At 72.2% G+C, this 21,621-nt stretch carries 20 protein-coding genes; 7 read left to right on the top strand and 13 right to left on the bottom strand.

Annotated elements, in window-relative coordinates:
* Positions 1 to 397: phage holin family protein (locus G3I78_RS04010; protein WP_239157585.1), on the bottom strand; the 397-nt coding region annotated here is incomplete at its 3' end.
* A gap of 133 nt (positions 398 to 530) precedes the next feature.
* Between G3I78_RS04010 and G3I78_RS04005 the strand changes: the two genes are divergently transcribed.
* Positions 531 to 890 carry a VOC family protein gene (locus G3I78_RS04005; protein WP_164421307.1) on the top strand — a complete coding sequence of 120 codons (360 nt, stop codon included), beginning with the start codon at positions 531 to 533 and terminating at the stop codon, positions 888 to 890.
* A 24-nt stretch (positions 891 to 914) separates the two neighbouring features.
* Here the strand turns inward: G3I78_RS04005 and G3I78_RS04000 are convergent, their stop codons facing one another.
* Both G3I78_RS04000 and G3I78_RS03995 read right to left on the bottom strand, forming a co-directional pair.
* On the bottom strand, positions 915 to 2,834 hold the full coding sequence (locus G3I78_RS04000; RefSeq protein ID WP_164421306.1) for a DUF5107 domain-containing protein: 1,920 nt from the start codon (positions 2,832 to 2,834) through the stop codon (positions 915 to 917).
* Positions 2,835 to 2,874: 40 nt separating this feature from the next.
* Entirely contained in the window at positions 2,875 to 3,774 is a 900-nt protein-coding gene (locus G3I78_RS03995; protein ID WP_164421305.1) for an arginase family protein, read from the bottom strand.
* 59 nt (positions 3,775 to 3,833) lie between these two features.
* On the opposite strand from G3I78_RS03995, the gene G3I78_RS03990 reads away from it, so the two are divergent.
* On the top strand, positions 3,834 to 4,181 hold the full coding sequence (locus tag G3I78_RS03990; RefSeq protein WP_164421304.1) for a DUF6204 family protein: 348 nt from the start codon (positions 3,834 to 3,836) through the stop codon (positions 4,179 to 4,181).
* Here G3I78_RS03990 and G3I78_RS03985 read toward each other — a convergent pair.
* From G3I78_RS03985 to G3I78_RS03955, 7 genes are all read right to left on the bottom strand, one after another.
* Positions 4,153 to 4,716 carry a GNAT family protein gene (locus G3I78_RS03985; protein ID WP_164421303.1) on the bottom strand — a complete coding sequence of 188 codons (564 nt, stop codon included), beginning with the start codon at positions 4,714 to 4,716 and terminating at the stop codon, positions 4,153 to 4,155. The genes G3I78_RS03990 and G3I78_RS03985 overlap by 29 nt on opposite strands.
* 19 nt (positions 4,717 to 4,735) lie before the next feature.
* The gene (locus G3I78_RS03980) at positions 4,736 to 4,975 is read right to left on the bottom strand and encodes a LapA family protein (protein WP_164421302.1); all 240 of its coding nucleotides are present in this window, start codon (positions 4,973 to 4,975) and stop codon (positions 4,736 to 4,738) included.
* Positions 4,976 to 5,034: 59 nt separating this feature from the next.
* Entirely contained in the window at positions 5,035 to 6,783 is a 1,749-nt protein-coding gene (locus G3I78_RS03975) for a CocE/NonD family hydrolase (protein WP_164421301.1), read from the bottom strand.
* 152 nt (positions 6,784 to 6,935) lie between these two features.
* Complete coding sequence (locus tag G3I78_RS03970) at positions 6,936 to 7,859, bottom strand: LD-carboxypeptidase (protein ID WP_164421300.1); 924 nt, start codon at positions 7,857 to 7,859, stop codon at positions 6,936 to 6,938.
* Complete coding sequence (locus G3I78_RS03965; protein ID WP_343243640.1) at positions 7,856 to 9,805, bottom strand: LpqB family beta-propeller domain-containing protein; 1,950 nt, start codon at positions 9,803 to 9,805, stop codon at positions 7,856 to 7,858. Before G3I78_RS03965 ends, G3I78_RS03970 begins: the two co-directional genes overlap by 4 nt.
* 16 nt (positions 9,806 to 9,821) lie before the next feature.
* Positions 9,822 to 11,123 (bottom strand): M20/M25/M40 family metallo-hydrolase, encoded by a 1,302-nt coding sequence (locus G3I78_RS03960; RefSeq protein ID WP_164421298.1) that lies wholly within the window; start codon positions 11,121 to 11,123, stop codon positions 9,822 to 9,824.
* Positions 11,116 to 11,949, bottom strand: a complete 834-nt coding sequence (locus tag G3I78_RS03955; RefSeq protein WP_164421297.1) for a M55 family metallopeptidase — start codon at positions 11,947 to 11,949, stop codon at positions 11,116 to 11,118. Before G3I78_RS03955 ends, G3I78_RS03960 begins: the two co-directional genes overlap by 8 nt.
* Positions 11,950 to 12,040: 91 nt before the next feature.
* Here G3I78_RS03955 and G3I78_RS03950 point away from each other — a divergent pair, with 91 nt between their 5' ends.
* Positions 12,041 to 13,141: a hypothetical protein gene (locus G3I78_RS03950; protein ID WP_164421296.1), complete on the top strand. Its 1,101-nt coding sequence runs from the start codon at positions 12,041 to 12,043 to the stop codon at positions 13,139 to 13,141.
* A 116-nt stretch (positions 13,142 to 13,257) separates the two neighbouring features.
* Here the strand turns inward: G3I78_RS03950 and G3I78_RS03945 are convergent, their stop codons facing one another.
* Entirely contained in the window at positions 13,258 to 14,313 is a 1,056-nt protein-coding gene (locus G3I78_RS03945) for an ABC transporter substrate-binding protein (protein WP_164421295.1), read from the bottom strand.
* Positions 14,314 to 14,445: 132 nt separating this feature from the next.
* On the opposite strand from G3I78_RS03945, the gene G3I78_RS03940 reads away from it, so the two are divergent.
* From G3I78_RS03940 to G3I78_RS03925, 4 genes are all read left to right on the top strand, one after another.
* A complete protein-coding gene (locus G3I78_RS03940) occupies positions 14,446 to 15,201 on the top strand; it encodes a hypothetical protein (RefSeq protein WP_203614106.1) in 756 nt (251 codons plus the stop codon).
* A 39-nt stretch (positions 15,202 to 15,240) separates the two neighbouring features.
* Positions 15,241 to 16,197 carry an HtaA domain-containing protein gene (locus tag G3I78_RS03935; RefSeq protein ID WP_164421294.1) on the top strand — a complete coding sequence of 319 codons (957 nt, stop codon included), beginning with the start codon at positions 15,241 to 15,243 and terminating at the stop codon, positions 16,195 to 16,197.
* Between the two features lie 262 nt (positions 16,198 to 16,459).
* Positions 16,460 to 16,999, top strand: a complete 540-nt coding sequence (locus tag G3I78_RS03930) for a hypothetical protein (RefSeq protein ID WP_164421293.1) — start codon at positions 16,460 to 16,462, stop codon at positions 16,997 to 16,999.
* Between the two features lie 93 nt (positions 17,000 to 17,092).
* Positions 17,093 to 19,720 carry an immunoglobulin domain-containing protein gene (locus G3I78_RS03925; RefSeq protein ID WP_164421292.1) on the top strand — a complete coding sequence of 876 codons (2,628 nt, stop codon included), beginning with the start codon at positions 17,093 to 17,095 and terminating at the stop codon, positions 19,718 to 19,720.
* A 57-nt stretch (positions 19,721 to 19,777) separates the two neighbouring features.
* Here G3I78_RS03925 and G3I78_RS03920 read toward each other — a convergent pair whose 3' ends face one another.
* A complete protein-coding gene (locus G3I78_RS03920; RefSeq protein ID WP_164421291.1) occupies positions 19,778 to 20,725 on the bottom strand; it encodes a superoxide dismutase in 948 nt (315 codons plus the stop codon).
* A 112-nt stretch (positions 20,726 to 20,837) separates the two neighbouring features.
* Positions 20,838 to 21,563, bottom strand: coding sequence for a class I SAM-dependent methyltransferase (locus tag G3I78_RS03915; RefSeq protein ID WP_164421290.1), 726 nt, complete (start codon positions 21,561 to 21,563; stop codon positions 20,838 to 20,840).
* Between the last annotated feature and the right edge of the window lie 58 nt (positions 21,564 to 21,621).

Genomic DNA, 21,621 nt, shown 5'->3' with positions numbered 1-21,621 from the left:
CACCCCCTACCCGTGGGCCGCGATCGGCCTCGGCGTGCTGGCGCTCGCCGGGCTCGCCTGGGCCCAGCACCGCAACTACCGGCGCACCAACCGGGTCCTCAACCACGGCCTGGTCGCGGCCACCGCGCAGCAGATAGGCGGCCGCGCCCAGGATCGCGGCGGTGATCAGCGCGGCGGCCCAGTCGGGCAGTCCGAGGGCGAGTGCGAGGCCCACGGCGAGTGCCAGGGCCGCGCCCGCGTACAGGGCGACGGCGCCGGACGCGGCGTACAGCATGGCCGTACGCCGCTGCTTGCGCGTCTGCTCACGCAGCTCCTCCCGGATGGTCTCGCGCGCGACCTGCGCCAGCTCGTCGACCAGATGCTTGTCCAGATGCTCCAGGTGATCCATGCGCTCCATGGCCGCCGGGTACCCGCGCGGGCGTCCGCTTAACGTCGGCCCGGTCCGGCGGCTGTGCGGCACCGGGGGCAGGGTCGGGAGGATCGCGTGAAACGATCTCCGGCGCCCGGCCGCCCGAACTAGGCTCGTCGGCATGGAGATTCTGGGAACCACGCTGCGTGTCTGCGTCGACGACCTGGATGCCGCGGTCGTCTTCTACGAACGTCTGGCGGGCACGACGGCCCTCCGTTTCGAGCGCGGCGGCGTCCAGGTGGCCGCGGTGGGCTGCTTCCTGCTGATGAGCGGCCCCGAGGCGGAGCTGGAGGTGCTGCGCAAGGTCGCGGCGACCATCGCGGTGAAGGACGTCGAGGAGGCCGCCCAGGTGCTCACCGAGCTGGGCGCCCACGTCGTGGCGGGCCCGGTGCCCACGCCGGCGGGCCGCAACCTGATCGCGATGCACCCGGACGGGGTGATCTACGAGTACGTGGACCGCAACGTCACGGTCCAGGCCTGATCCGAACGGCAGGCCCCGGGTCCGCTACGTCTCCGGCCGCATGCGGAAGTCATGGCGTGCGGGCAGCGGTTCGTCGCTGACGCGGCTCCACATCCGGCCGATCGCCTCGGCGCCCTCCCGCAGATCGGCGACCTCGAAGCCGTCGTCGAAGACGGCCCGGGCCGCCTCGGGGCGTCCCTCGGCGAGCAGCAGGCCGGCCTCGATCAGCCGGAACCTGCCGCGGACCCGGACGGCCGGATACAGCCGCTCCCAGACGGCCCGCGCCGCCTCCGTACGCCCCGCCGCGAGCAGCGCCTCGATCGCCTCGCGGCCCAGCGCGGCGGTGGCCGCGGTCCACGCCTCGCCGTCGTCACGCCGCTCGTGGCACAGGTCGTCGAAGGCCTCGGCGTACCGGTCGGCGGCCCGCTCTCGGTTGCCGGTCTCCTGGTCGGCTACGGCGAGACAGCGCAGCAACGGCCAGACGGACGGGGCCAGTTCGAGCGCCCGCTCCCAGCTGCGCACCGCCTGCGCCCGGTCACCGGCGTGCCACTGGGCGACGCCGAGGTGGTACTCGGCGAGCGGGGTGGCGGGCGCGGTCTCCAGCATGTCCCGCCAGTGCGGGGCGACCAGTGTCTCGCCGGGCGGCCGCACCCGGCGCGGTTCGGGCAGGGCACCGGCCCGCAGCAGCTCCAGCCAGGGCGCCTGCGCCTCCCCGAGGGTGCTCTCCTCGAAGGGCGTGCCCGGCAGCTTCAGGTCGGCGCGCAGCACTTCGAGGGCGCCCCAGCCGGAGCCGGCGGCGAGGACCTCACCGGGCTCGGAGTCGGCGTACGGCTTCCAGGCGGCGTAGGCCTCGTCGACGGCGGCCCGTGGGAGTACGGCCTCCAGGCGCGCCTCCGCCTCCTCGGTGACCGGTGCCGTCTCCAGCGGCCCGTACGCCTCCAGCCAGGACACCTCGCTCTCCGGGTCCAGCCGGACGTGCTCCAGCTGGGTGCGGGCGAGCCCGGCCTGGATCTCGCAGTAGCCGCCGGTGCCGGGTTCGGTGAGCCACTCCTGCCAGCGCCGGCCGCCGGTGCCGGTCCCCCACACGAACAGCTTGCGGCCGCGCAGCGCGTCGGTGGACGTCTGCACCAGCCCGTGGCCGTGGGCGTCGAGGGCGGCGATCCAGCGGCGCCGGGTGTCGGGCAGGTCGTAGAAGTAGTCGGCGGCGTGCGGGCCGCCGGCCGGGTCCGGCGGTACGGGCACCCGGCGCAGTTGGCGCTCGTACCCGAAGTGCCAGGCCTCCTCGGCCGGGGCGAGCACCCGGCGCTCCTCGGGTACGGCGATGTTGGACCACCAGTAGCCCGGCACCGGCCGCTCGTGCGGGTTGCGGATCCGTACGCCGACGTACAGGAAGTCCGAGTCCTCCGGCAGCCACAGGTCGATCTGGAAGGGCAGGTCGCGCAGGCGCTCCCACTCCCACAGCCGGAGCATCTCACCGCCGTCGGGGGCGGGGACGCGGGCCGCGTGCAGGGGTGCGCAGGAGAGGGTGGTGTGGCCGGTGGCGCCGATGTTCCACTCGATGCCGCCGGAGAACCAGGCGCCGTTCAGGGCGAAGTTCGCGGGCTGGAACACCGGGTTGCGGTACAGGAGTTCACGCCCGGTCGGCTTGTGGAGCAGGGAGGCGACCCGGCCGCCGAGTCCGGGGAGCACGGTGGCCCGGAGCCGGTCGTTCTCGATCACGATCGTGTCGAGGTCGCGAGGCGCGCGCTCTCTGCCGTAGCCGTCCCGGACCCGGACCGGCAGCAGGCTCGGCAGCGGTCCGTAGCCGGCCTGCCGGGCCATGTCCCGGGGGAGGTCGTCCCGGTCCCGTACGTCGATGCGGTGCGCCTCGTGGAGGAGCCGCAGCGGGGGCAGCGGGTTGTCGGGGCCCAGCGGTGCGGCGGGCAGGGTGAGTACGTCTCGCCGGATCGTCGTCACGATCACCATGGAAACCGCTCGGCGCCGAGTCGGCCAGGGGAGCTACCGGTCAGGATTGCGCAAAGGCGGCCACGACGATGTCGGTGAGGAGCGCGCCCGCCGTGCCGTCGGGGTCCAGATCGGGGTCGTAGATGGTGATGTTGAGCCCGACGCAGGAGGGGGAGGCGAGCAACGGCCGCAGGAGAGCGGTGAGTTCGTCGGGCAGGAGTCCCCCGGGGTCGGGGCTGTCGACGGCGGGCATGACGGACGGGTCGAGGCAGTCGGCGTCCAGGTGGACCCAGAAGCCGTCGATCTCCGGGACCTCGAAGGCCTCGGCGGTGGCCCGGGCGAGGGCGTCGGCGCCCCACTCGCGGAGGTCGGCGACGGTCACGACCGGGATCTTCAGGGCGGCGAGTTCAGCGCGGTCCTCCTCGAACTCGTCGCGGATGCCGAAGAACCGCACGTCCTCGTCCCGCAGATAGGGCTTCAGCCCCTCCAGGTCCGTCAGGTCGTCCTGTCCGCGCCCGGTGGCCAGCGCGACCTCCTCGCCGCCCGCCGCGCCGATCCGGTCGGAGTTGCCGGTGTGCCGGAAGTCCGGGGAGGCGTCGATCGCGGCCAGCCCGTAACGTCCGACGCGGCGCAGGGCGAGCGAGGCGCCGAGCTGGATGGAGCAGTCGCCGCCGAGGACGACGGGGAAGTCCCCGGCGCGGACGTGGTGTTCGAGACGGTCGGCCAGCTTGACGGTGTACGCGGCGATCGCCGCCGCGTTGAAGACGCCGTCGCCCTCCTGCCAGTCCCCGCGGTCGTAGCGCGGCGGCACCACCACCCCGCCCTCCAGCGCGCGCAGCCGCTGCACGATCCGCTGCTCACGCAGGGCACCGGCGAGCTTGTGGCAGCCGGGGACGGTGCCGGGGACCGGCGGACGCAGGCCGAGGTTGGAGGGGGCGTCCAGCACGACGATATTCCGCATGCGGGTCATCCTCGCCGACGTACAGTCGACCGTCCACGGAGATACGCGAAGGAGCGACAGTGAGCGAGCGCCACACCTACCGGGTGATCGTGCGGGGGACCTGGGACGGGCTCACCGAGGAGGCCCGGGCCCGGCTGCTCGCCGAGGCGGCGGACCACGGCATGACGAGCATGCGGTTCTCCGAGGAGGGCTCGCTGTCGTACGAGCCCGCGCCGCTCAAGCACTTCTCGATGCGGTACGTGGTGGTGTCGGACGCGGCGGACGGCGACGAGATGGCGGGCGCGATCGCGGAGGACCGCGCGGAGACGGCGCTGCGGGACCTGGGCTACGGCTTCCGGGATCTGAGGTCGACGGTCACGGACCTCGACACCATGAAGATCAACCGGAAGCCCGCATCTCGGCGGTGATCGCCCAGCGCTCGTGGTCCCGCCACGCCCCGTCGATGTAGATCATCTTCGGGGAGAACCCCTCCAGCCGGAAACCGCAGGCGCGCGCGAGGGCGAGGGAGGCGGTGTTGAGGGGCTGCGCGTTGATCTCCAGCCGGTGCAGCCGCATCGGCCCGAAGGCGTACCCGACGACGAGGTCCAGCCCCTCCCGCATCAGCCCGCGCCCGGCGGCGTGCGCGAACGCTCCGTAGCCGAGCGCCCCGCACCGGAAGCCGCCCTCGACGATGTTGTTGATGTTGATGAACCCCGCGATGGCCCCGTCGCCCCGCGCGCCGTCCTTCTCGCAGACGAGGAACCCCGCCTTGGTCCGGTCCTCGATCAGCCGCCCCGCATAGGCGAGATACGCGCTGTCGCTGTCCGGCGGGAACAGCCAGGGCTGATGAAGCTCCTTGCTCTCCCGGGCCAGCCCGGTGAACTCGGCGGCGTCCTCGTAGGCGAAGGGGCGTATGCCCACGCGGGGGCCTTCGGCGAGATAGCGGGATGCGGTGTGCGGCATCCCGTCAGCCTACGGCGGTCTAGGAGCGCCGTTTCATGAAATACGCCCCGCACAGCGCGCCGATCACGGCCGTGGCGAGCAACGCCATCCACAGGGGCATGGTCACCTCCGGGATCAGCAGGCGGATCCTGGTCGCCCGGGTGTTCTCGAAGATGAAGATCAGGGCGAGGACGGCGAGGAGCAGGACGACCACCCTGGCGGGTGTCACCGCCCCGCCCCTGCCTTTGGTGGGGCCGTTCTCGGAGGTCTTCGGGCTCATGCGACCAGGGTGGGCCCGCGGCCCCCGTCACGCACGGTGAGGTCTGCCCTTCGGGTGACTCACCGGCCCGCCACGGGCAGCTCCAGCACCCCCGTCCGCCCGGTCGCGGCGGCCACCGTCACCGGCTTGATCCCCCGGTTCCCGAAGTAGGCGTCGTCGCTCGCCGCGATCACGAACTGGAGCCGGTGCCCCTTCTCGTACCGGTGGACGACCCCCGGCAGCGTCACCGTGAACGGCTTGCGCACATCCGGTACCCGCACCGGGGCCACCAGCCGGTGCGCGAGGGTCTTGGTCCCGTCGGGCGCCATGTCGTAGATCTTGGCGAACAGGACCAGCCTGTCGGCCGCGTCCCCGGAGTCCTGGGTGCGCTCGGCCTCCGCTGAGCTCACCTTGAGAGTCACCTTCGGGGCGCCGACGACGTCGAGGGTCCGGCTCAGCGGCGCACTGGTCCAACCGGCGTAGGTGCCCTCGGTGTCGTACGGCGCCGGGTCCGGGAGTCCGACGATGCCGGCCAGCGAACTCTCCGAATGGCTCGTGGGCACGAGCCGGTTGCTGTACGACTGGCTCCCGCGCCGCACCTTCCTGCTGTTGTCGACGAGCTTGCCGTCCCCGGAGAGGTAGAGGGACCGGCTCGGCGCGGGCACGCGGTCCGCGGTGGCGTAGGTGTGGTTCGGGTCGGTGATCCAGTCGCGGTAGTAGGCGAAGGCCGGTCCGGTGTCGACGTTCTTCTGCCGGTGCAGGTAGCGGTCGAACCAGGCGAGGATCCGCCGGCCGACATAGCTGGTCTCCAAGTTCCCCTGGGCGAAGTTGAGTTCACCGGCCGCCGGATCGGTGATGCCGCCGCTGTGCCCCCAGGACTGCCAGATCATCTTGGCGGTCGTGCCCTGCGCCTTGAGCCTCTTGTACGTCGCCGTCGCCTCGTTGAGATTGAAGAGACTGTCCGCCTGCCCCTGGACCAGCAGGGTGGGCGCCTTGACCCGGCTCAGGTACGACACCGGCGAGACGCTGTGCGAGTAGTCGAGCAGCTCCTTGGTGCGATCCGCGGGATAGCTCCCGGAGTTGAGGGTGCGGACGGTGTCGCATGCCTTGGTGACGAAGTGTAGACAGCCGAGGGAGTTGATCCGGGACGGGTCGAGGTTCGCCTGGGTCAGTGGCCGGCCCTCGCCGATGAGGTAGAAGCCGTTGGACCACTGCCACTTGAAGGCACCGGGAACAGCGCTCCTGGTGTTGTTGGGGTCCAGCGCGTACGCCAGGTCGTTCCAGGTGATCATCGGCACGAGCGCGTCCACCCGGCGGTCCACGGCGGCGGTCGCCAGCTGGATCGCGCCGCCGTAGGAGCCGCCGATCATGCCGACCCGCGGGTCGCCGGGCCCGTCGAGGGTGACGAAGTCGGCCTTGGTGCCGTCGTCGGCGGCGCGCCTGCCGCCCAGGAAGTCGACGAGCGCCGAGGCGGCCACGCCGTCGATGCGCGGATCGTCGAGGGAGATCAGACAGCCGGACTCTCCGAAGCCCAGCCCCGAGTAGGCGAGCGAGACATAGCCGCGCTGCGCGAAGGCCTTGGCGGTGGCGTCCGTGGACCCGTCGGACTTGCTGCCGCCGAAGCCGTTGGTGGTGAGCACCGCGGGAGCCCGGCCCACCCCCGAGGGACGGTACAGATCGGCGTCGATCGTGCAGGTGCGGCCCCCGGCCTGGACGGTGAACTTCAGTGCGCTGACCGTGTATTGACCGGTCGCGGCGGCGGGAGCGGTGAGCGTGGCGCCGAGCAGGAGAGCGAGCGGGACGCTGTATCCGAGCAGACGACGGGACACGAGACCTCCACACTGAGGACAACCCGACTTACCGACCGGTAAGTACCGGTCGGTGTCATGGTGTGACACGTGTCAAAGGAGGTCAATCGCCGTGCCGGGTGTTTCTTGACGGGGATCGAACGCCTCGGCCGGGATGGTGCGTCGGCGGGGATTCAGCGCAGGGCGGGTTCGTCGAGCGTCAACGTGCCCGCGTCGGCGTCGAGTTCGGCCGTCGCCCCGAAGGGCATGGTCAACGCCCCCTCGCAGTGCCCGAATCCGAACTCCTCGACGACGGGCACGCCGAGTCCCCCGAGCCGGTCGGCGAGAACCGTGCGCAGCGTGGCGTACGGGCCGCATCCCGCCCAGGAGCCGAGGGCGATCCCCGCGACCCCGTCCAGCCAGTCGGCGCGCAGGAGTTGGGTCAGCATGCGGTCGACGCGGTACGCCTGCTCCCCCACGTCCTCGATCAGCAGCAGTCCGCCTCCGGCGCCGGTGGGGGCGTACGGGGTGCCGAGGTCGGTGGCGAGCAGGCTGAGGCAGCCGCCGAGCGTGACCCCGCGGGCCCGGCCCGGGACCAGGGCGGTGCCCCGGGAGGTCAGGGTGCGGACCGTCTCCGGGGCGAACAGCGTGGCCCTCAGATGCTCCTGCGCGACGGCGTTCTTGGTGAAGTCGGCACCGGCGGCGGCCGGTCCGTACAGCGTGACGAGGCCCAGCCGGGTGGCGAAGGCCTGGTGCAGGGTCGTGACGTCGCTGAAGCCCACGAGGACCTTCGGGCCGGCCGCCCGCAGCGCCTCCCAGTCGAGCAGGTCGACCATCCGCTGGGCGCCGTAGCCGCCCCGGGCGCACAGCACCGCGTCGACGGAGGGGTCGCACCAGGCCCGCTGGAGGTCGGCCGCCCGGTCGGCGTCGGAACCGGCCAGATAGCCCAACTCGCCGTGTGTGCCGAGGACATGCGGGGCGGCCACCGGGTCGAGGTCCCAGCCGCGCAGGATGTCGAGCCCGGCCTGGAGCCGTTCCTCCACGACCGGCCCGCTCGGCGCGACGACGGCCACCCGGGCTCCGGGACCGAGCCTGGACGGCCGTACGAGTTGATTCACTTGTTGAGCTCCAATGTCGGGACACCGGGTGGGTTGAGCCCGAAGACCTGGGCGTAGAGGGAGAGTTCGGCTTCCAGCACCCGGATCATGGTCTCGGCCCGCCGGAATCCGTGCCCCTCCCCCTCGAAGGCGATGTAGGCGTGCGGCACCCGGCGCCCCGCGATCCGGGCGAGGAACCGCTCGCACTGCGCGGGCGGGCAGATCACGTCGTCGAGGCCCTGGAGGAGCAGGAAGGGCGCGGTAACGCGGTCGGCGTGCTCGACGGGTGAGCGCTCCGCGTACCGTCCCGGTACCTCGGCGAGCGATCCCACCAGGCTCTCCAGGTACTGCGACTCGAAGTCGTGGGTCTCCCCCGAGCCGAAGGACACCAGGTCGAGGACGGGGTAGATGATCGTGCCGCAGGCGTAGACGTCGGTCGTGGTGAGCGAGGCGGCGGCGGTCCAGCCCCCGGCGCTGCCGCCGCGGACGGCGAGCCGGTCCCGGTCGGCGGTGCCCTCGTCGGCGAGGGCGAGCGCGACGGCCGCGCAGTCCTCTACGTCGACCACGCCCCACTGCTCGCGCAGCCGGTTGCGGTACTCCCTGCCGTACCCGGTCGAGCCGCCGTAGTTGACCTCGGCGACCCCGATCCCGCGCGAGGTGAAGTAGGCGATCGCCAGGTCGAGTACGAGGGGCGCGTGTCCGGTGGGCCCGCCGTGCGCCCAGACGACGTACGGCGGCAGCTCGTCGGCCGGCGCCCGGTGTCCGGGGTGGTGGGGCGGGTAGACGTGGGCGTGGATGTCCCGGCCGTCGGGTCCGGTGAACGTGCGGATGAGCGGTTCGGGGTAGTGGACGGGGTCGACCGGGTCGTCGTGCGGGGCGCCGATGACCCGGGCCCGGCCGGTGCAGGTGTCGAGTTCGACCACCTCGTAGGCGGTGCGCGGGCTGGCGCCGATGCCGACGACCCGCTCGCCGTGCACCGCGAGGGCGGGCGCGAACTCGGTCCAGGGGCCCGCCGCGTCGACGAGTTCGCCGGTCTCGGGGTCCAGTATCCCGAGCGCGGTCGAGCCGCTGCCGTGCACGACGGCGATCAGTCCGCTGTCCAGCGGGGCGAACCAGCGGTGCCCGAGTTTCCAGAGGGCGCCGCCGAACTCCTCCTCGCGCGGGCAGAGTTGTTCGCCGTCGCGGTAGAGGTTCCACCAGCCGGTGCGGTCGCTCGCGTACAGCAGCCGGCCGTCGGGCGACCAGTCGGCCTGGGCGATGGACTCCTCCGGGCCGCCGGCCACCGTGCGCGGCTCCCGGAGAGCGCCCGCACGGACCTCTGCCACGACCAGCTCCGTGCCGTCCCAGGGCATCCGCGGATGGTCCCAGGCGAGCCAGGCCGCGCGGGAGCCGTCGGGCGAGATACGGGGTCCGGTGACGAACCGGTGGCGGCCGTCGGTGAGTTCGCGTACGGCGTCCCGGTCCTGCGCGGCCGAGCCGTCCAGGGGGACGGCGGCGACCACCCGGCGCACGTCGGTGGGTCCGTCGCCGGTGAACTCCTCCAGGACGCACCACACTTCACCCAGGTCGAGTCTCAACTGCGGTTCGGCCCAGCGCAGTCCGCCGCCCACCGGGGAGACGGGGGTGAGGGGGCGCGGCTCGGCGCCGGGCTCGTACCGGTACAGCCGCTGGTCGGCGAAGTTCACGAACACCACGAGCGGCGCACCGGCCACCACCGCACCGGCCCAGGGGTGGCCGCCGTACTCGATGACCCGGCTGCGCACGTTCCACGGCGCGGGCAGCACCGGCTCCTCGGTGCCGTCGGTGTGCCTGCGCACGAGGGTGCGGCGGCCGCCCTCGGCGGGCCGGGGTTCGGTCCACCAGACCTCGTCCCCGACGAAGCCGAGCCATTCGGGGTGTCCGTCGTGTGCCGCGGCGAGCGCCGCGTCGATGGGCGAGGGCCAGGAACCGTATGACGACGTCTGCACGTTCTCCCCCACTTGCTCAGGCCGTCCGCAGGAACCGGTCGAGTACCCGGACACCGAAATGCAGTGCCTCGACCGGGACCCGCTCGTCGACCCCGTGGAAGAGGGCCTGGTAGTCGAAGCCCTCCGGGAGCTTCAGGGGCGCGAAGCCGTACCCGGTGATGCCGAGGCGGGAGAACTGCTTGGCGTCCGTGCCGCCGGACATGCAGTACGGCACCACGTGTCCCTCGGGCGCGAACTCCTCGACGGCGGCCCGCATCCGGGCGTACGTCGGCGAGTCGAGCGGAGCCTGGAGGGCCACCTCGCGATGGCTGAACTCCCAGTCCACGTCGGGGCCCGTGAGCTGGTCGAGGGTCACGCGGAACTCGTCCTCGGTGCCGGGCAGATACCGGCCGTCGACGTGGGCCACGGCCTCCCCCGGGATCACGTTGACCTTGTAACCGGCGTTCAGCATGGTCGGGTTGGCGCTGTTGCGCACGGTCGCCTCGACCAGCTTGGCCGCGGGGCCCAGCTTGGTCAGCAGCCCGTCCACGTCGTCGAGGTCGGGCTCCACGCCGTACAGCGCGGCGAGTTCGGCGAGGGCCGCGCGGACGGTCGGGGTGAGCCGCAGCGGCCACGCGTGCTCGCCGATGCGGGTGACGGCGGCGGCGAGGCGGGTGACCGCGTTCTCCTTGTTGACCTTGGAGCCGTGTCCGGCCCGGCCGCGCGCGGTGAGTTCGATCCAGCCGGTGCCGCGCTCGCCCGCCGCGATCGGGTAGATCTGGCGGCCGCCGGCGTGGAAGGTGTACGCCCCCGACTCGCTGATGCCCTCCGTGCAGCCCTCGAAGAGCTCCGGATGCCGGTCGGCGAGGAACCCGGAGCCGTCCACGGCGCTGGCCTCCTCGTCGGCGGTGAACGCGACGACCAGGTCCCGCCGGGGCCGTACGCCCTGCCGGGCCCAGGCCCGCACGACGGCCAGGATCATCGCGTCCATGTTCTTCATGTCGACCGCGCCGCGCCCCCAGACGACCCCGTCGCGGACTTCCCCGGAGAAGGGGGGCACGCTCCAGTCCGCGGCCTCGGCGGGCACGACGTCCAGATGGCCGTGGACGAGCAGCGCGTCGGCCGACGGGTCGGTGCCCTCGATCCGGGCGACGACGTTCGTACGGCCTCTCGTGCGCTCCAGCATCATGGGTTCCAGGCCCGCGCCCGCCAGTTGCTCGGCCGCGTACTCGGCGGCGGGGCGCTCCTGGCAGTCGCCGCCGCCCCGGTTGGTGGTGTCGACGCGGATGAGGTCGGAGGTGAAGCGGACGACCTCGTCCATTGCCTGCTCGTCAGCCATACTGCTCCTCCACGGCGGCCGAGACGATCGTGGTGACCGCCTTGAAGGTACGGATTCCGGCGTACATGGACTCGCTCGTGTACGCCACCTTCCGCTCCCCGACCTGCCCCACGCCCGGGACCACGGTGGCGGCCATGGCGAGATGCTCGGCGTCGAACTCGAGCGCGATCGTGAACGGCCCCGCCTGTACCGGTTCCTGACGGACCGCCAGCCGGGCGGCCTCCTTGGCCGCGGCTCTGATGTCGGCTGCCGTGCGCGCGGGGGTGCGGCACACGGCGGCGTAGCGCGAGACGTGGTCCTTGACGGCGACCTTCAGCGCCTCGGGGGCGTATCCGAGGGCGTCCTCGCAGGCCACGTCGTCTCCGGTCACGAGGACGACGGGCACCCCGTACTCGGCGACCACGTGTGCGTTGAGCAGCCCCTCGCTGGCCCGTACGTCGTTCAGCCAGACCCCGGTGATGGAGTTGGCGAGGTAGGTGTGGGCGAGGACGCCCTCCATGCCGGCGCCCGCGTGGTAGCCGACGAAGGCGATGCCGTCGATGTCGCCGTGCTGCACGCCCTCGACCATGGAGAGGGACTTGTGCCGGCCGGTGAGCATCTCGGTGCGCTCGTCGAGTCGCTCCAGGAGCAGGTTGCGCATGGTCCAGTGGGCCTCGTTGACGAGCACGTCGTCGGCGCCCCCGTCGAAGAAGCCCAGTACGGCGGCGTTCACGTCCGAGGTGAACATCGACCGGCACCGCTCCCACTGGGGCGTCCCCGGCAGCACGTCGGCCGGCCAGGTCACTCCGGTGGCGCCCTCCATGTCGGCGCTGATGAGGATCTTCATGCTCCGTCACGTTACGCGCCGCGGAGGTTTGCGTCGCCCGTAAGCGGTGAGGCGCCCCCGGCGGATTCCCGGGAAACGGTCGAGGACACGAGTGAACGACAGCACCCTGACGGCACGACGGACGACGAGGGCAAGGGCGGCCACGGCGGCCGGCTCACCGGACCGGGCCGAACCCCCGAAGCGGCGCGACGCGTTCTTCGACAACGCCAAGTACCTGGCGATCGTGCTGGTCGCGACGGGCCACGCCTGGGAGCCGCTGCGCTCCGGCAGCCGTACGGTCACCGCGCTCTACACCCTCGTGTACGCCTTCCACATGCCGGCGTTCATCGTGATCTCGGGCTACTTCTCACGCACCTTCGACGCGAGCCCCGAGAAGATCAGGCGGCTGGTCACCGGGGTCGTCGTGCCGTACGTGGTGTTCGAGACGGCGTACACCTACTTCACCCGCTGGTCCTCCGGTGTCCCGGACCGGGAGATCAGTCTCCTCGACCCGCTGTATCTGACCTGGTTCCTGGGCGCGCTGTTCATCTGGCGGCTGACCACGCCGATCTGGCGAAGCCTGCGGTGGCCGCTGCCGACCGCGCTCACGGTCGCCGCGCTCGCCTCCCTCACCCCGTCCATCGGTGACGACCTGGACTTCCAGCGCGTGCTGCAGTTCCTGCCGCACTTCGTGCTGGGCCTGTGTCTGCGGCCCGAGCACTTCTCACTGGTGCGCCGGTGGCGGGTGCGGCTGCTCGCGGTGCCGGTCCTGGCGGGCGCGGTGGTGTTCGCGTACTGGGCGGTCCCGCGCATGGACTACGCGTGGTTCTTCCACCGCTACGCCGCCCAGCACTTCGGCGTGCCCGCCTGGTACGGGCCGCTCATGACCCTGGCCCTCTTCGGCTGTTCGCTGGTCCTGGTCGCCTGCTTCCTGTCCTGGGTGCCGGGCCGCCGGACGTGGTTCACCACCCTGGGCGCGGGCACGCTGTACGGCTTCGTCGTCCAGGCCGCCGAGCACTTCGGCTGGGCGGGGCAGCGCTGGACGCACTCGCCGCTCGGCGTGATCACCGTGAGTGCCGTCGCCGCGGCGGTGGTGACCGGGCTGTGCACCGCGCCGGTGCGGCGGGTCTTCCGGGGGGTGATGGAGCCGGGGATGGCGTGGGCGTTCCGGAAGGGGCCGCCCGTCGCGGTGCCGGTTCGGGTGGGCCGGTAGGGCGGGTCGGTAGGGCGGGTTCGGGCGGGCCGGGGAGAGCGGGTTCAGGTGGGCCGGGGAGAGCGGACTCAGGCAGGCCCGGGAGAACGGATTCAGGCAGGCCGGGTAGAGCGGGTTCAGGTCCGGTGGATGCGGTCGACCAGGATGTCGATGACCAGCGGGGTGCGCGGTCCGAAGCTGAGCAGCACCCCGTCCTCCAGGGTGACGACGCGTCGGTCCAGGCCGGCCGGGGTCTCCCGGATGCCGGGGATGTCGACGAGGCCGTCGACGCCGCCGACCGACTCCAGGCCCTTGTCCATCATCAGGATCACCTCGGGCTGCGCCTTGACCAGGGCCTCGCTGGTGAGCGGGGTGAAAGGCCGGTCCAGGCCCGCCTCGACGCCCGCGTCCACCGCGCCCGCGGCCTCGATCAGCGAGTCGGCGCCCGAGCCCTTGCCTCCCATGAGGTAGACGGCCGCGCTGCCGCGCATGTACAGGAACGCCACCTTGGGCCTGCTGCCCTCGGGCACCGCGGCCCGCGCCGCCGCCAGCTCCTCGGCGATACGGCTGTTGAGGGCCTTGCCTGCGGCGGGGACTCCCAGAGCCTCGGCGATACGGGTGGTGCGGGTGGAGACGTCGGCCAGTTTCGTCGCCGGGTCGAGGACGACCACCGGCACTCCGGCCGCTCGGATCTGGTCGACGGCCTCGCTCGGCCCGGTGTCGGTGTCGGCGAGCACCACGGACGGCTTCAGGGACAGCACGCTCTCCGCGCTGACGTCGTGCGCCTTGGTGACCTGCGGGAGCTTCTTCGCCTCCGCGAAGGTGGCGGTGATGTCCCGGCCGACGACCCGGTCGCCGAGGCCCAGCGTGAACACGATCTCCGCGACTCCGCCGTTGAGCGGCAGGATCCGCGAGGCGTCCTTCACGGTGACCTTCCGCCCGTCCGAGGAGTCGACGGTGACGGGCAACTCCGGTACGGGCGCCTTGCCTTCGAGCGGTACGAGGGTGTTCTTCGCGAGCTGCTTCTCGGCCGCGGCGGCGCGTTCCCCGGCCGACGCCGGGGTCGCCTTCGCCGCCGTGGCGGAGTCGGAGGTGCCCGTGCCGCAGGCGGTGGTCAGCAGGGCGAGGGCCAGCGCGACGGGTGCGAGGGCGCGGCTCCACGGGGTTCGTCGGGGTCTTCCGGACAGACGCATCGCTCGGCCCACTCCATTCTCGGGGATGACCTACAGTTGATCAATAGCTTAGGTTAGGTTTACCTTATTAACTCCAAGTGGGGGTGGGACGTGAAGGGGCCAATTCGCCTGCGCGGCAGGCGAGTCGGAGGAATGTCGGCGTTCGCCGCGATCACGCTGACGCTCGCGTCGGCGCTCCCCGCGGCCGCCGCGGGGACCTCGGCGACGGGACCCGAGGGGCAGAAACTCACCGCCTCCAAGTCCTCGGGACTCGACCCGGCGGGCGAGACGGTGACCGTCTCCGGCTCCGGCTACAACACCGAGAAGGGCATCTACGTCGCCTTCTGCGTGGACAACGGCGCCGGCAAGACGCCCACGCCCTGTATCGGCGGGGTCGACATGTCCGGCGAGTCCGGGGCGTCCCAGTGGATCTCGTCCAACCCGCCCTCCTACGGCGAGGGGCTGGCGAAGCCGTACGGCGGCAGCGGGCACAAGGGCACCTTCAGCGTGAAGTTGACGGTCCGGGCCAAGGACGCCAACACCGACTGCACCGAGTCCGGCGTGAAATGCGCCGTGATCACGCGCAACGACCACACGCGCGGCGGCGACCAGTCCCAGACGGTCCGGATTCCGGTGACCTTCGCGGGGAGCGGGTCGTCGGGCAGCGGCGCGTCGGACGGCGCTTCGTCGGGCGACGCCTCGTCGACGCCGAGTGCGGGCGCCGGGGCGAGCACCACCGGAGGCAGCGGATCAGGCTCCGGCTCCGATTCCGGCTCGAAGACGAGCGGGCCGCTCGCGAGCACCGGCTCGGCCGCGCTGACGGTCGGGCTCACCTCGGCGGGGCTGGTCGCCGCCGGCACCGGGATCTGGTACTGGGCGCGTCGGCGCCGGACCGGACAGGTGGCCTGAGCCCCGTCCCGGTCCCAATTCCCAGAGGGAGAACAGAAGATGACGAAGAGACCCGGCGCCGCCGCACTGGCGGGCGGCACCCTGCTGGCACTGCTGTGTCCGGGCGTGGCGATCGCGCAGGACGGGGGCGCGTATCCGCGCGAGGTGTCCGGCGGCTACGCCAGCTGGACGACAGCGGGCGGTGAACTGGCCGATCACGGCGTGACGCTCGACGTCACCGCGCCCGCCGTACGAGGGTCGGCGGACCGCGCCTGGTTCCCGGCGACCGGCGGCGGCGCCGATCCCGGATCGGGTGACGCGGAGGTCGAGTTGGGGGGTTCCGCCCAACTCACCGGTGTGGCACAGCCGTTGACGCTCGGCGCACTGCGCCTGGAGCTGGACGGCGGCTCCGGCGTCCTGCACGCCCGTACGGCCGCCGACGGCGTGGTCCGCGAACTCGCCCTGGCCGATGTCGAGTCGGGCGCCGCCCCTGTCGTACGCACCGGCGGGGTGACCTGGACCGGACTGCGGGCGTCCCTCACCGCCGAGGGCGCGGAACTGCTGTCCGCGTGGAGCGGGCGGGAGTTCACCCGGGGCGACGACCTCGGACTGCTCGACGTGACGGTGGGGACCGGGTCCGGCACCGGCGACGACACGCCTGGGACGGCACCGGAAGAGGCTTCCGAGGAGCCGGCTCCGGGCACCGCCGCACCCGAGCAGCCGGCCGGGGACGCGAAACAGCAGTCGGCGCCCTCGGCGACGGTCGCTCTCGCCGCCCTCGCCGCGGGCGGTGAACAGCAGGTCACCGGCGCGGGCTTCGAGCCCGGCGAGGTGGTGCTCGTCGCGATCGACGACGACACCCGGTACCAGGCGACGGCCGACGAGGAGGGCCGTGTCTCCCGCGCCTTCCCGGTGTACACGACGGCCGCCGAGGGCGCGCACACCGTCGAGCTGTACACCGTCACCGGAAAACGCGGCGCCGCCGCCGACTTCGAGGTCCGCCCCACCGCGGGTTGACCCGGCGTGCCGGGCTTGGCGCACTCCCCTCTCGGCTCGGCGCCCTCCCTGCTCGGCTTGGCGCACTCCCTTCGCTTCGGCGAACCCCCTTCGAGGAGCGGGCCGCTCGGTCCGCTCCTCGGCATGCCCAATTCCCTTACGAGAAACGGGAGTTGAAAATCCTTTGCCTTCCGTTGACAAACCCCGGGAAGTCATACTTAGGTTTGCCTTACCTAATCCCGACCGGGAGTTGGGTAACCCCTTGAAAGGTGAAGCGCTCGCCATGAGAGCCGTTCCTTCCGCCCGTACCGCCGCCCGTGCCGCCCTCGCCGTCGCCGCCTCCGCCGCCCTGACCCTGGGCCTGGCGACCTCGGCCTCCGCCGCCACCTCGACGCGCACGATCGTCGACGGCAGCACCACGTACAACCTCTCCGTGACCAGCCCGGACACCGCCGGCGCGGCCGGCCAGGTCATCAACGTCACCGGTTCCGGCTTCAACACGAGCCAGGGCATCTACGTCGGCCTCTGCGTGGTCGAGGGCAACCCGGGCGACACCAAGCCCACCCCCTGCCTGGGCGGTCAGGACGAGTCCGGCTCCACCGGCGCCTCGCACTGGGTCAACAACACCTTCGGCGGCCTGTTCGCCAACAGCTCCAAGTTCGGCACCGGCGGCACCTTCAACGTGAACATCTTCGTCAAGGCCACCCTCGACGACGGCAGCGTCTGCGGCCAGGACGTGGAGTGCGCGGTCGTGACCCGCGCCGACCACTTCGACACCAACGACCGCAAGTACGACGTCCACGTGCCCATCACCTTCCAGTAGGCGCTCGTCCCGCCAAGCGCTCGCCGCCCCACAGGCCCACGGGCCGGCCGACCGGCCGGCCCGTTCCGGCACTTCCCTCTCCGAGGAACCTCCATGACAGACGACACACCCGACCGGCGTCCGGTGCGCCGGCTCAGACGCCCCGCCGCCGGCCTCGGCGCCGCCGCCCTGGTGGCCGCCGGAGCCACGGCCGTGACCGTCGGCTCGCCCGCCCAGGCCGCCGACACCCCGAGGACGGCACTCGGCAAGGACGGTCAGAAACTCACCGTCTCCGCCTCCGCGAACCTCGACCCGGACGGCGAGACCCTGCGGGTCACCGGCGAGGGCTACGACGACACCAAGGGCATCTACGTCGCCGTCTGCAAGGACAACGGCGACAACCGCATCCCCACTCCCTGCCTGGGCGGCGCCGACCAGAGCGGCGGCAGCGGCTCCTCGGTGTGGATCATCCCCAGGGACGCCTCGGACGAGGGCGCCGGCACGGTCGCGCAGCGGTGGGGCGTGGGCGGCACCTTCGACGTCGCCCTGAGCGTCAAGGGCGAGGACAGCGGCCTCGACTGTCTGGAGGTGGCCTGCTCGGTCGTCACCCGGGTCGACCACAACGCCGCGGGCGACCGTTCCCAGGATGTCCGCATCCCCCTCGCCTTCGAGGGCCAGGACCCCGGTGACGGGGGCGACGGCGGCGACGGCGTGGACGTCCCGCCCGGCACCGTCAGCTATGTGCGGTCGGCCGAGTTCACCACCGCGGGCCGCCCGCTGGACCTGCTGCTGCACCCCGACTCCGGGAAGCTGTACGTCGGTTCGGACAACATCGTCGACACGGCCGACATCGCCGAGCAGGGGCTGTACGCCCTCGACCCCAAGGACGGAAGACTCCTCAGCCATGTCGCCCAGGCGCCCGGCGCGGGCGGTGCCCTGGCCAACCGGGTGGTACGGCAGATCGTCGCACCGCTGCCCGGCGACGGGGTCGTGTTCCACTTCCCGCTGCGCGGCATCGGCACCGCCGAGGACGGCGACACCACCGCGGGCGGCGTCTGGCTGAACGGCGCCACGGTCACCGGAGTCGGCCCCGGCACCACGGCCGCCACCACCCTGGTCGCGCAGGGCGCCGCGCTCTCCGAGGTCGAGACCGCGACCGGCACCGTCAAGCGCACGACGACCGTCGAGGGCGGCAGCCTGCTCGGCGTGGACGCCGCGCACGGCGTCGCCTGGTCCGCGGGCACCGCCGACGGCAAGAAGGTGCTCAGGAGGATCGACACCGCCTCCTTCCAGGTCACCGCCACGGCCGAACTACCCGCCGCCGACTCGGTGTTCTTCGTCGAGGCGGACCCGACGACCGGCAACGTCTGGGTGAGCAGCGGGGATTCCGTCCTCGTGTTCGACAAGGACGCCAAGCCTGTCGCCACCCTGACCGGCGCGGACCGGCCCCTGGCCGCCGCCTTCGACAAGACCACCGGTCGGGCCTTCGTGCTGCGCGAGGACTACGGCACCGCCGAGGAGGGCTCGGACAACAACGGCTCCCTCCAGATCCTCGACGCCAGGACCTTCGAGCAGGTCGCCGACCCGGTCACGCTGCCCGGCAGCCGCGTGGTGAACAGCTACGCGGGTATCGCCGTAGCCCCGGGCGCGACCTCCGTCTACGTCACGAAGCAGGCCGAGAGCAAGGTCCTCAAGCTCGACGTCCGGGTCTCCCCCGAGGTCACCCAGTCCCCCACCGACCAGACCGTGGCGCCGGGCGACCGGGTCACGTTGGTCGCGGCGGCCGAGGGTACCCCCGCACCGACCGTGCGCTGGCAGGTCAGCCCGGACGGCGGCCAGACCTGGTCGACGATCGAGGGCGCGGCCCAGAACGCTTACGCCTTCACCGCGAAAGCCGGCCAGGACGGCTACGAGTACCGCGCCGAGTTCACCAACTCCGTGGGCACGACCCGCACTTCACCGGTCACGCTGACCGTGCAGGCGGCCTCGGGCGACGGCGGCACCGGGGACGGCGACGGCGAGGACACCGAGCCGTCGGGCAGCAGGACCGTCACCGGTCCCGAGGGGCAGAAGCTCACCGTGACACCGGTCAACAGCCTGGCCGTCACGGACCAGAAGCTGAAGGTCACCGGCTCCGGCTACGACGTCGACAAGGGGATCTACGTCGCCCTGTGCGTCGACAACGGCGACGGCGAGCTGCCCACCCCGTGCATCGGCGGCGTGGACATGAGCGGCGGGTCCCACTCCTCGGCGTGGATCTCGTCCAATCCGCCGGACTACGGCGAGGAGTTGGCGACCCCGTACAAGGACGGGGGCTCCTTCGAGGTCGAGCTGACCGTGGACGCCAAGGACGAGTTCACCGACTGCTTCAAGGCCAAGTGCGTCCTCGCGACGCGGGCCGACCACACCCTGTCCGGCGACCGCTCCCAGGACGTGAAGGTCCCGGTGAGCTTCGTGGGCCAGGACCCGGTCGACACCGACCCGGACACGGGCGACGACGGCGGCTCGGACAACGGCGGCACCACCGGCGGCTCGACGAGCGGCGGGTCGGGCACGAGCACCGGCGGTTCGGGCAGCTCCGGCTCCACCGGTTCGGCCACGGGCGGCCCCGGCACCTCCATCGCGGGCGGCAGCCTCGCCGCCACCGGTGTCACGGTGGTCTCCTTGGCGGCCCTCGCCGCCGCGCTGGTGGCGGCGGGCTGGGTGGCCTACCGCCGCGGACGCACGGCCGACGAGCAGTAGCGAACAGGGCGCCCTCCGGGTCGGTGGGCGCCCTTCGTCGGTCGCCGGACGCGCGTGTCAGATCGGCACAGCGACGGCGTTGTACGTCGTCTCCGGCGTCGGCGTGGTCGTGAAGCGTGCGTTGACCAGGTACAGGCGGCTGCCGAAGCGTGCGGCCGTGGTGGGGACGTCGAACCGCGGGTCGGTGATGGTGGTGCGCAGGGTCGCGGTGGTGGCCTTGGCGTCGAGGTCCCACACGCTGATCAGGTTGAGCCGGTTCTGCACGACGTACAGGGTGCGGCCGATGCGCCACAGGCCGTCGCCGTTGACGACGGTGTCCTGGCCAACCAGCGTGATCCTCTTGGCGTACCCGGACCTGGGGTCGACGTGGTACAGCTCGCCCGGCGTGCTCTTGACGACGATCAGCCCACGTCCGTCGGGGGTGCCCACGACGCCGTTGGCGTTGTTGACGTCCGGCAGCTGGACCCAGTCGCCGGTCAGCGGCAGGGTGCGCACCGCGCCCGGCCGGCTGCCGCGCGGGACGGAGTACAGGGCCGCGGCCCGCGAGTCGGTGAACCAGGCGCGGTCGCCGAGCAGGGTGACGTCGTTGATGAAGTGCCCGGTGGCCTCGGAGAGTTGATGGCTGCGCAGCACCTCGCCGGTACGGGCCCGGTGCACCCGCGCGACCCCGGTGTTCCCGGCGACGTACAGCAGGCCTTCCTGGTCGGTCTTCAGGCCGACGGCGACCTGTCCGGTGGCACCGGGATAGAGCACCTTGCCCTCGCCGGTGCGCAGGTCGGTGCGGTAGATCGCGCCGTTGGCACGCGATCCCATGTACGCGTACGGCGTTCTGCCGATGGCGATGCCTTCGGGGAGCCAGCCGTCGGGGAGCTGGAACTCCGTCGGCCAGGTGGCGTTGCGCGCCGCGCTCGCCGTACCGGCACCGGCCGTCACCGTGAGAGTGGCGAGAGCGGCGGCACCGCCCAGCACGGCACGCCGGGTCGGCTGGGGGTGATGTCGAGTCATGCTTGGGACCTCCATGAGGACTCATTGAGCTTGACTTGGCCGAAATTTCGAATTCTGTTCGTGTCAAACGAACCGGCCGCCCCAGGAGTTCCCCCCAGCCCCACCCCGCCGGTCAGGCGGCCCGCCCCACCACCCACCACTTGGACGGCAGCTCGATCCGGGTGCCGTCGGGCCGGTACTCGGTGGTGATGAGCGGCAGTTCACCGCCGGCCACGATCGTGAGCCCGGCCGCCCCGAGGTAGACGGGCACCGCGTCGTCGGCGACCTCGCCGGGCGCGATGCCGTGCTGGAAGATGGGGGCCAGCTTGGCGGGCGGTCCTTCGGGGCCCTGCGCGAGTCCCACCAGGATGGGCTTGGCGGCCTCGGAGAGTTCGACGAGGAAGGCCCGGCCGCGCTCCCCGATCAGCGCGCCGATCCCGTCGACCATCTGCTGCCGGTCCTCGGGCGCGGTCTGGTGCAGCACACCCCGCATGTAGACGTTGGCGTCGCCGAGTTCGGCGTGCAGCGTCTCCGGCTCACCCTTGTCGGAGGCGTCCAGCTGCCGGTACGTCACCTGCTCACCGGGGTCGGCGGCGCGCGCGTGATCCAGGGCCGCGGCGGACAGGTCCACGCCGATGACATGGGTGAAGTGGGCGGCGAGGAAACGGCTCTGGGTGCCGTTCCCGCAGCCCAGGTCCACGAGTGGCAGCCCCGGGTCGATCAGCAGCGGCTCGAAGTGGGCGAGATGGACACCGGAGGTCAACACCGGCTCGGCGTCCCAGAACACGGCCCCCTGCCGCCCCGGAGCCTCCCGCCAGAACCCCTCCCAGGACTCCCGGTAACGACCCGTCACGCTCATGTCCGACTCCCCAGGATGCGACGCAAACCCGCCACACTTGGCGGGCCAGTACGGTGTA

Source organism: Streptomyces sp. SID13726 (assembly GCF_010548375.1).
GTDB lineage: Bacteria > Actinomycetota > Actinomycetes > Streptomycetales > Streptomycetaceae > Streptomyces.
The sequence above is the reverse complement of the archived record's forward strand: the minus strand, read 5'-3'. Positions and strand labels throughout refer to the sequence as shown.

What these genes read in the sequence shown, in the direction of transcription:
- G3I78_RS03935 (WP_164421294.1), top strand. Translation starts at nt 15,241, where the DNA reads ATGACGAAGAGACCCGGCGCCGCCGCACTGGCGGGCGGCACCCTGCTG.
- G3I78_RS03980 (WP_164421302.1), bottom strand. Translation starts at nt 4,975, where the DNA reads ATGAGCCCGAAGACCTCCGAGAACGGCCCCACCAAAGGCAGGGGCGGG.
- G3I78_RS04000 (WP_164421306.1), bottom strand. Translation starts at nt 2,834, where the DNA reads ATGGTGATCGTGACGACGATCCGGCGAGACGTACTCACCCTGCCCGCC.
- G3I78_RS03930 (WP_164421293.1), top strand. Translation starts at nt 16,460, where the DNA reads ATGAGAGCCGTTCCTTCCGCCCGTACCGCCGCCCGTGCCGCCCTCGCC.
- G3I78_RS03940 (WP_203614106.1), top strand. Translation starts at nt 14,446, where the DNA reads ATGTCGGCGTTCGCCGCGATCACGCTGACGCTCGCGTCGGCGCTCCCC.
- G3I78_RS03960 (WP_164421298.1), bottom strand. Translation starts at nt 11,123, where the DNA reads ATGGCTGACGAGCAGGCAATGGACGAGGTCGTCCGCTTCACCTCCGAC.
- G3I78_RS03985 (WP_164421303.1), bottom strand. Translation starts at nt 4,716, where the DNA reads ATGCCGCACACCGCATCCCGCTATCTCGCCGAAGGCCCCCGCGTGGGC.
- G3I78_RS03995 (WP_164421305.1), bottom strand. Translation starts at nt 3,774, where the DNA reads ATGCGGAATATCGTCGTGCTGGACGCCCCCTCCAACCTCGGCCTGCGT.
- G3I78_RS03945 (WP_164421295.1), bottom strand. Translation starts at nt 14,313, where the DNA reads ATGCGTCTGTCCGGAAGACCCCGACGAACCCCGTGGAGCCGCGCCCTC.
- G3I78_RS03955 (WP_164421297.1), bottom strand. Translation starts at nt 11,949, where the DNA reads ATGAAGATCCTCATCAGCGCCGACATGGAGGGCGCCACCGGAGTGACC.
- G3I78_RS03920 (WP_164421291.1), bottom strand. Translation starts at nt 20,725, where the DNA reads ATGACTCGACATCACCCCCAGCCGACCCGGCGTGCCGTGCTGGGCGGT.
- G3I78_RS04005 (WP_164421307.1), top strand. Translation starts at nt 531, where the DNA reads ATGGAGATTCTGGGAACCACGCTGCGTGTCTGCGTCGACGACCTGGAT.
- G3I78_RS03915 (WP_164421290.1), bottom strand. Translation starts at nt 21,563, where the DNA reads ATGAGCGTGACGGGTCGTTACCGGGAGTCCTGGGAGGGGTTCTGGCGG.
- G3I78_RS03925 (WP_164421292.1), top strand. Translation starts at nt 17,093, where the DNA reads ATGACAGACGACACACCCGACCGGCGTCCGGTGCGCCGGCTCAGACGC.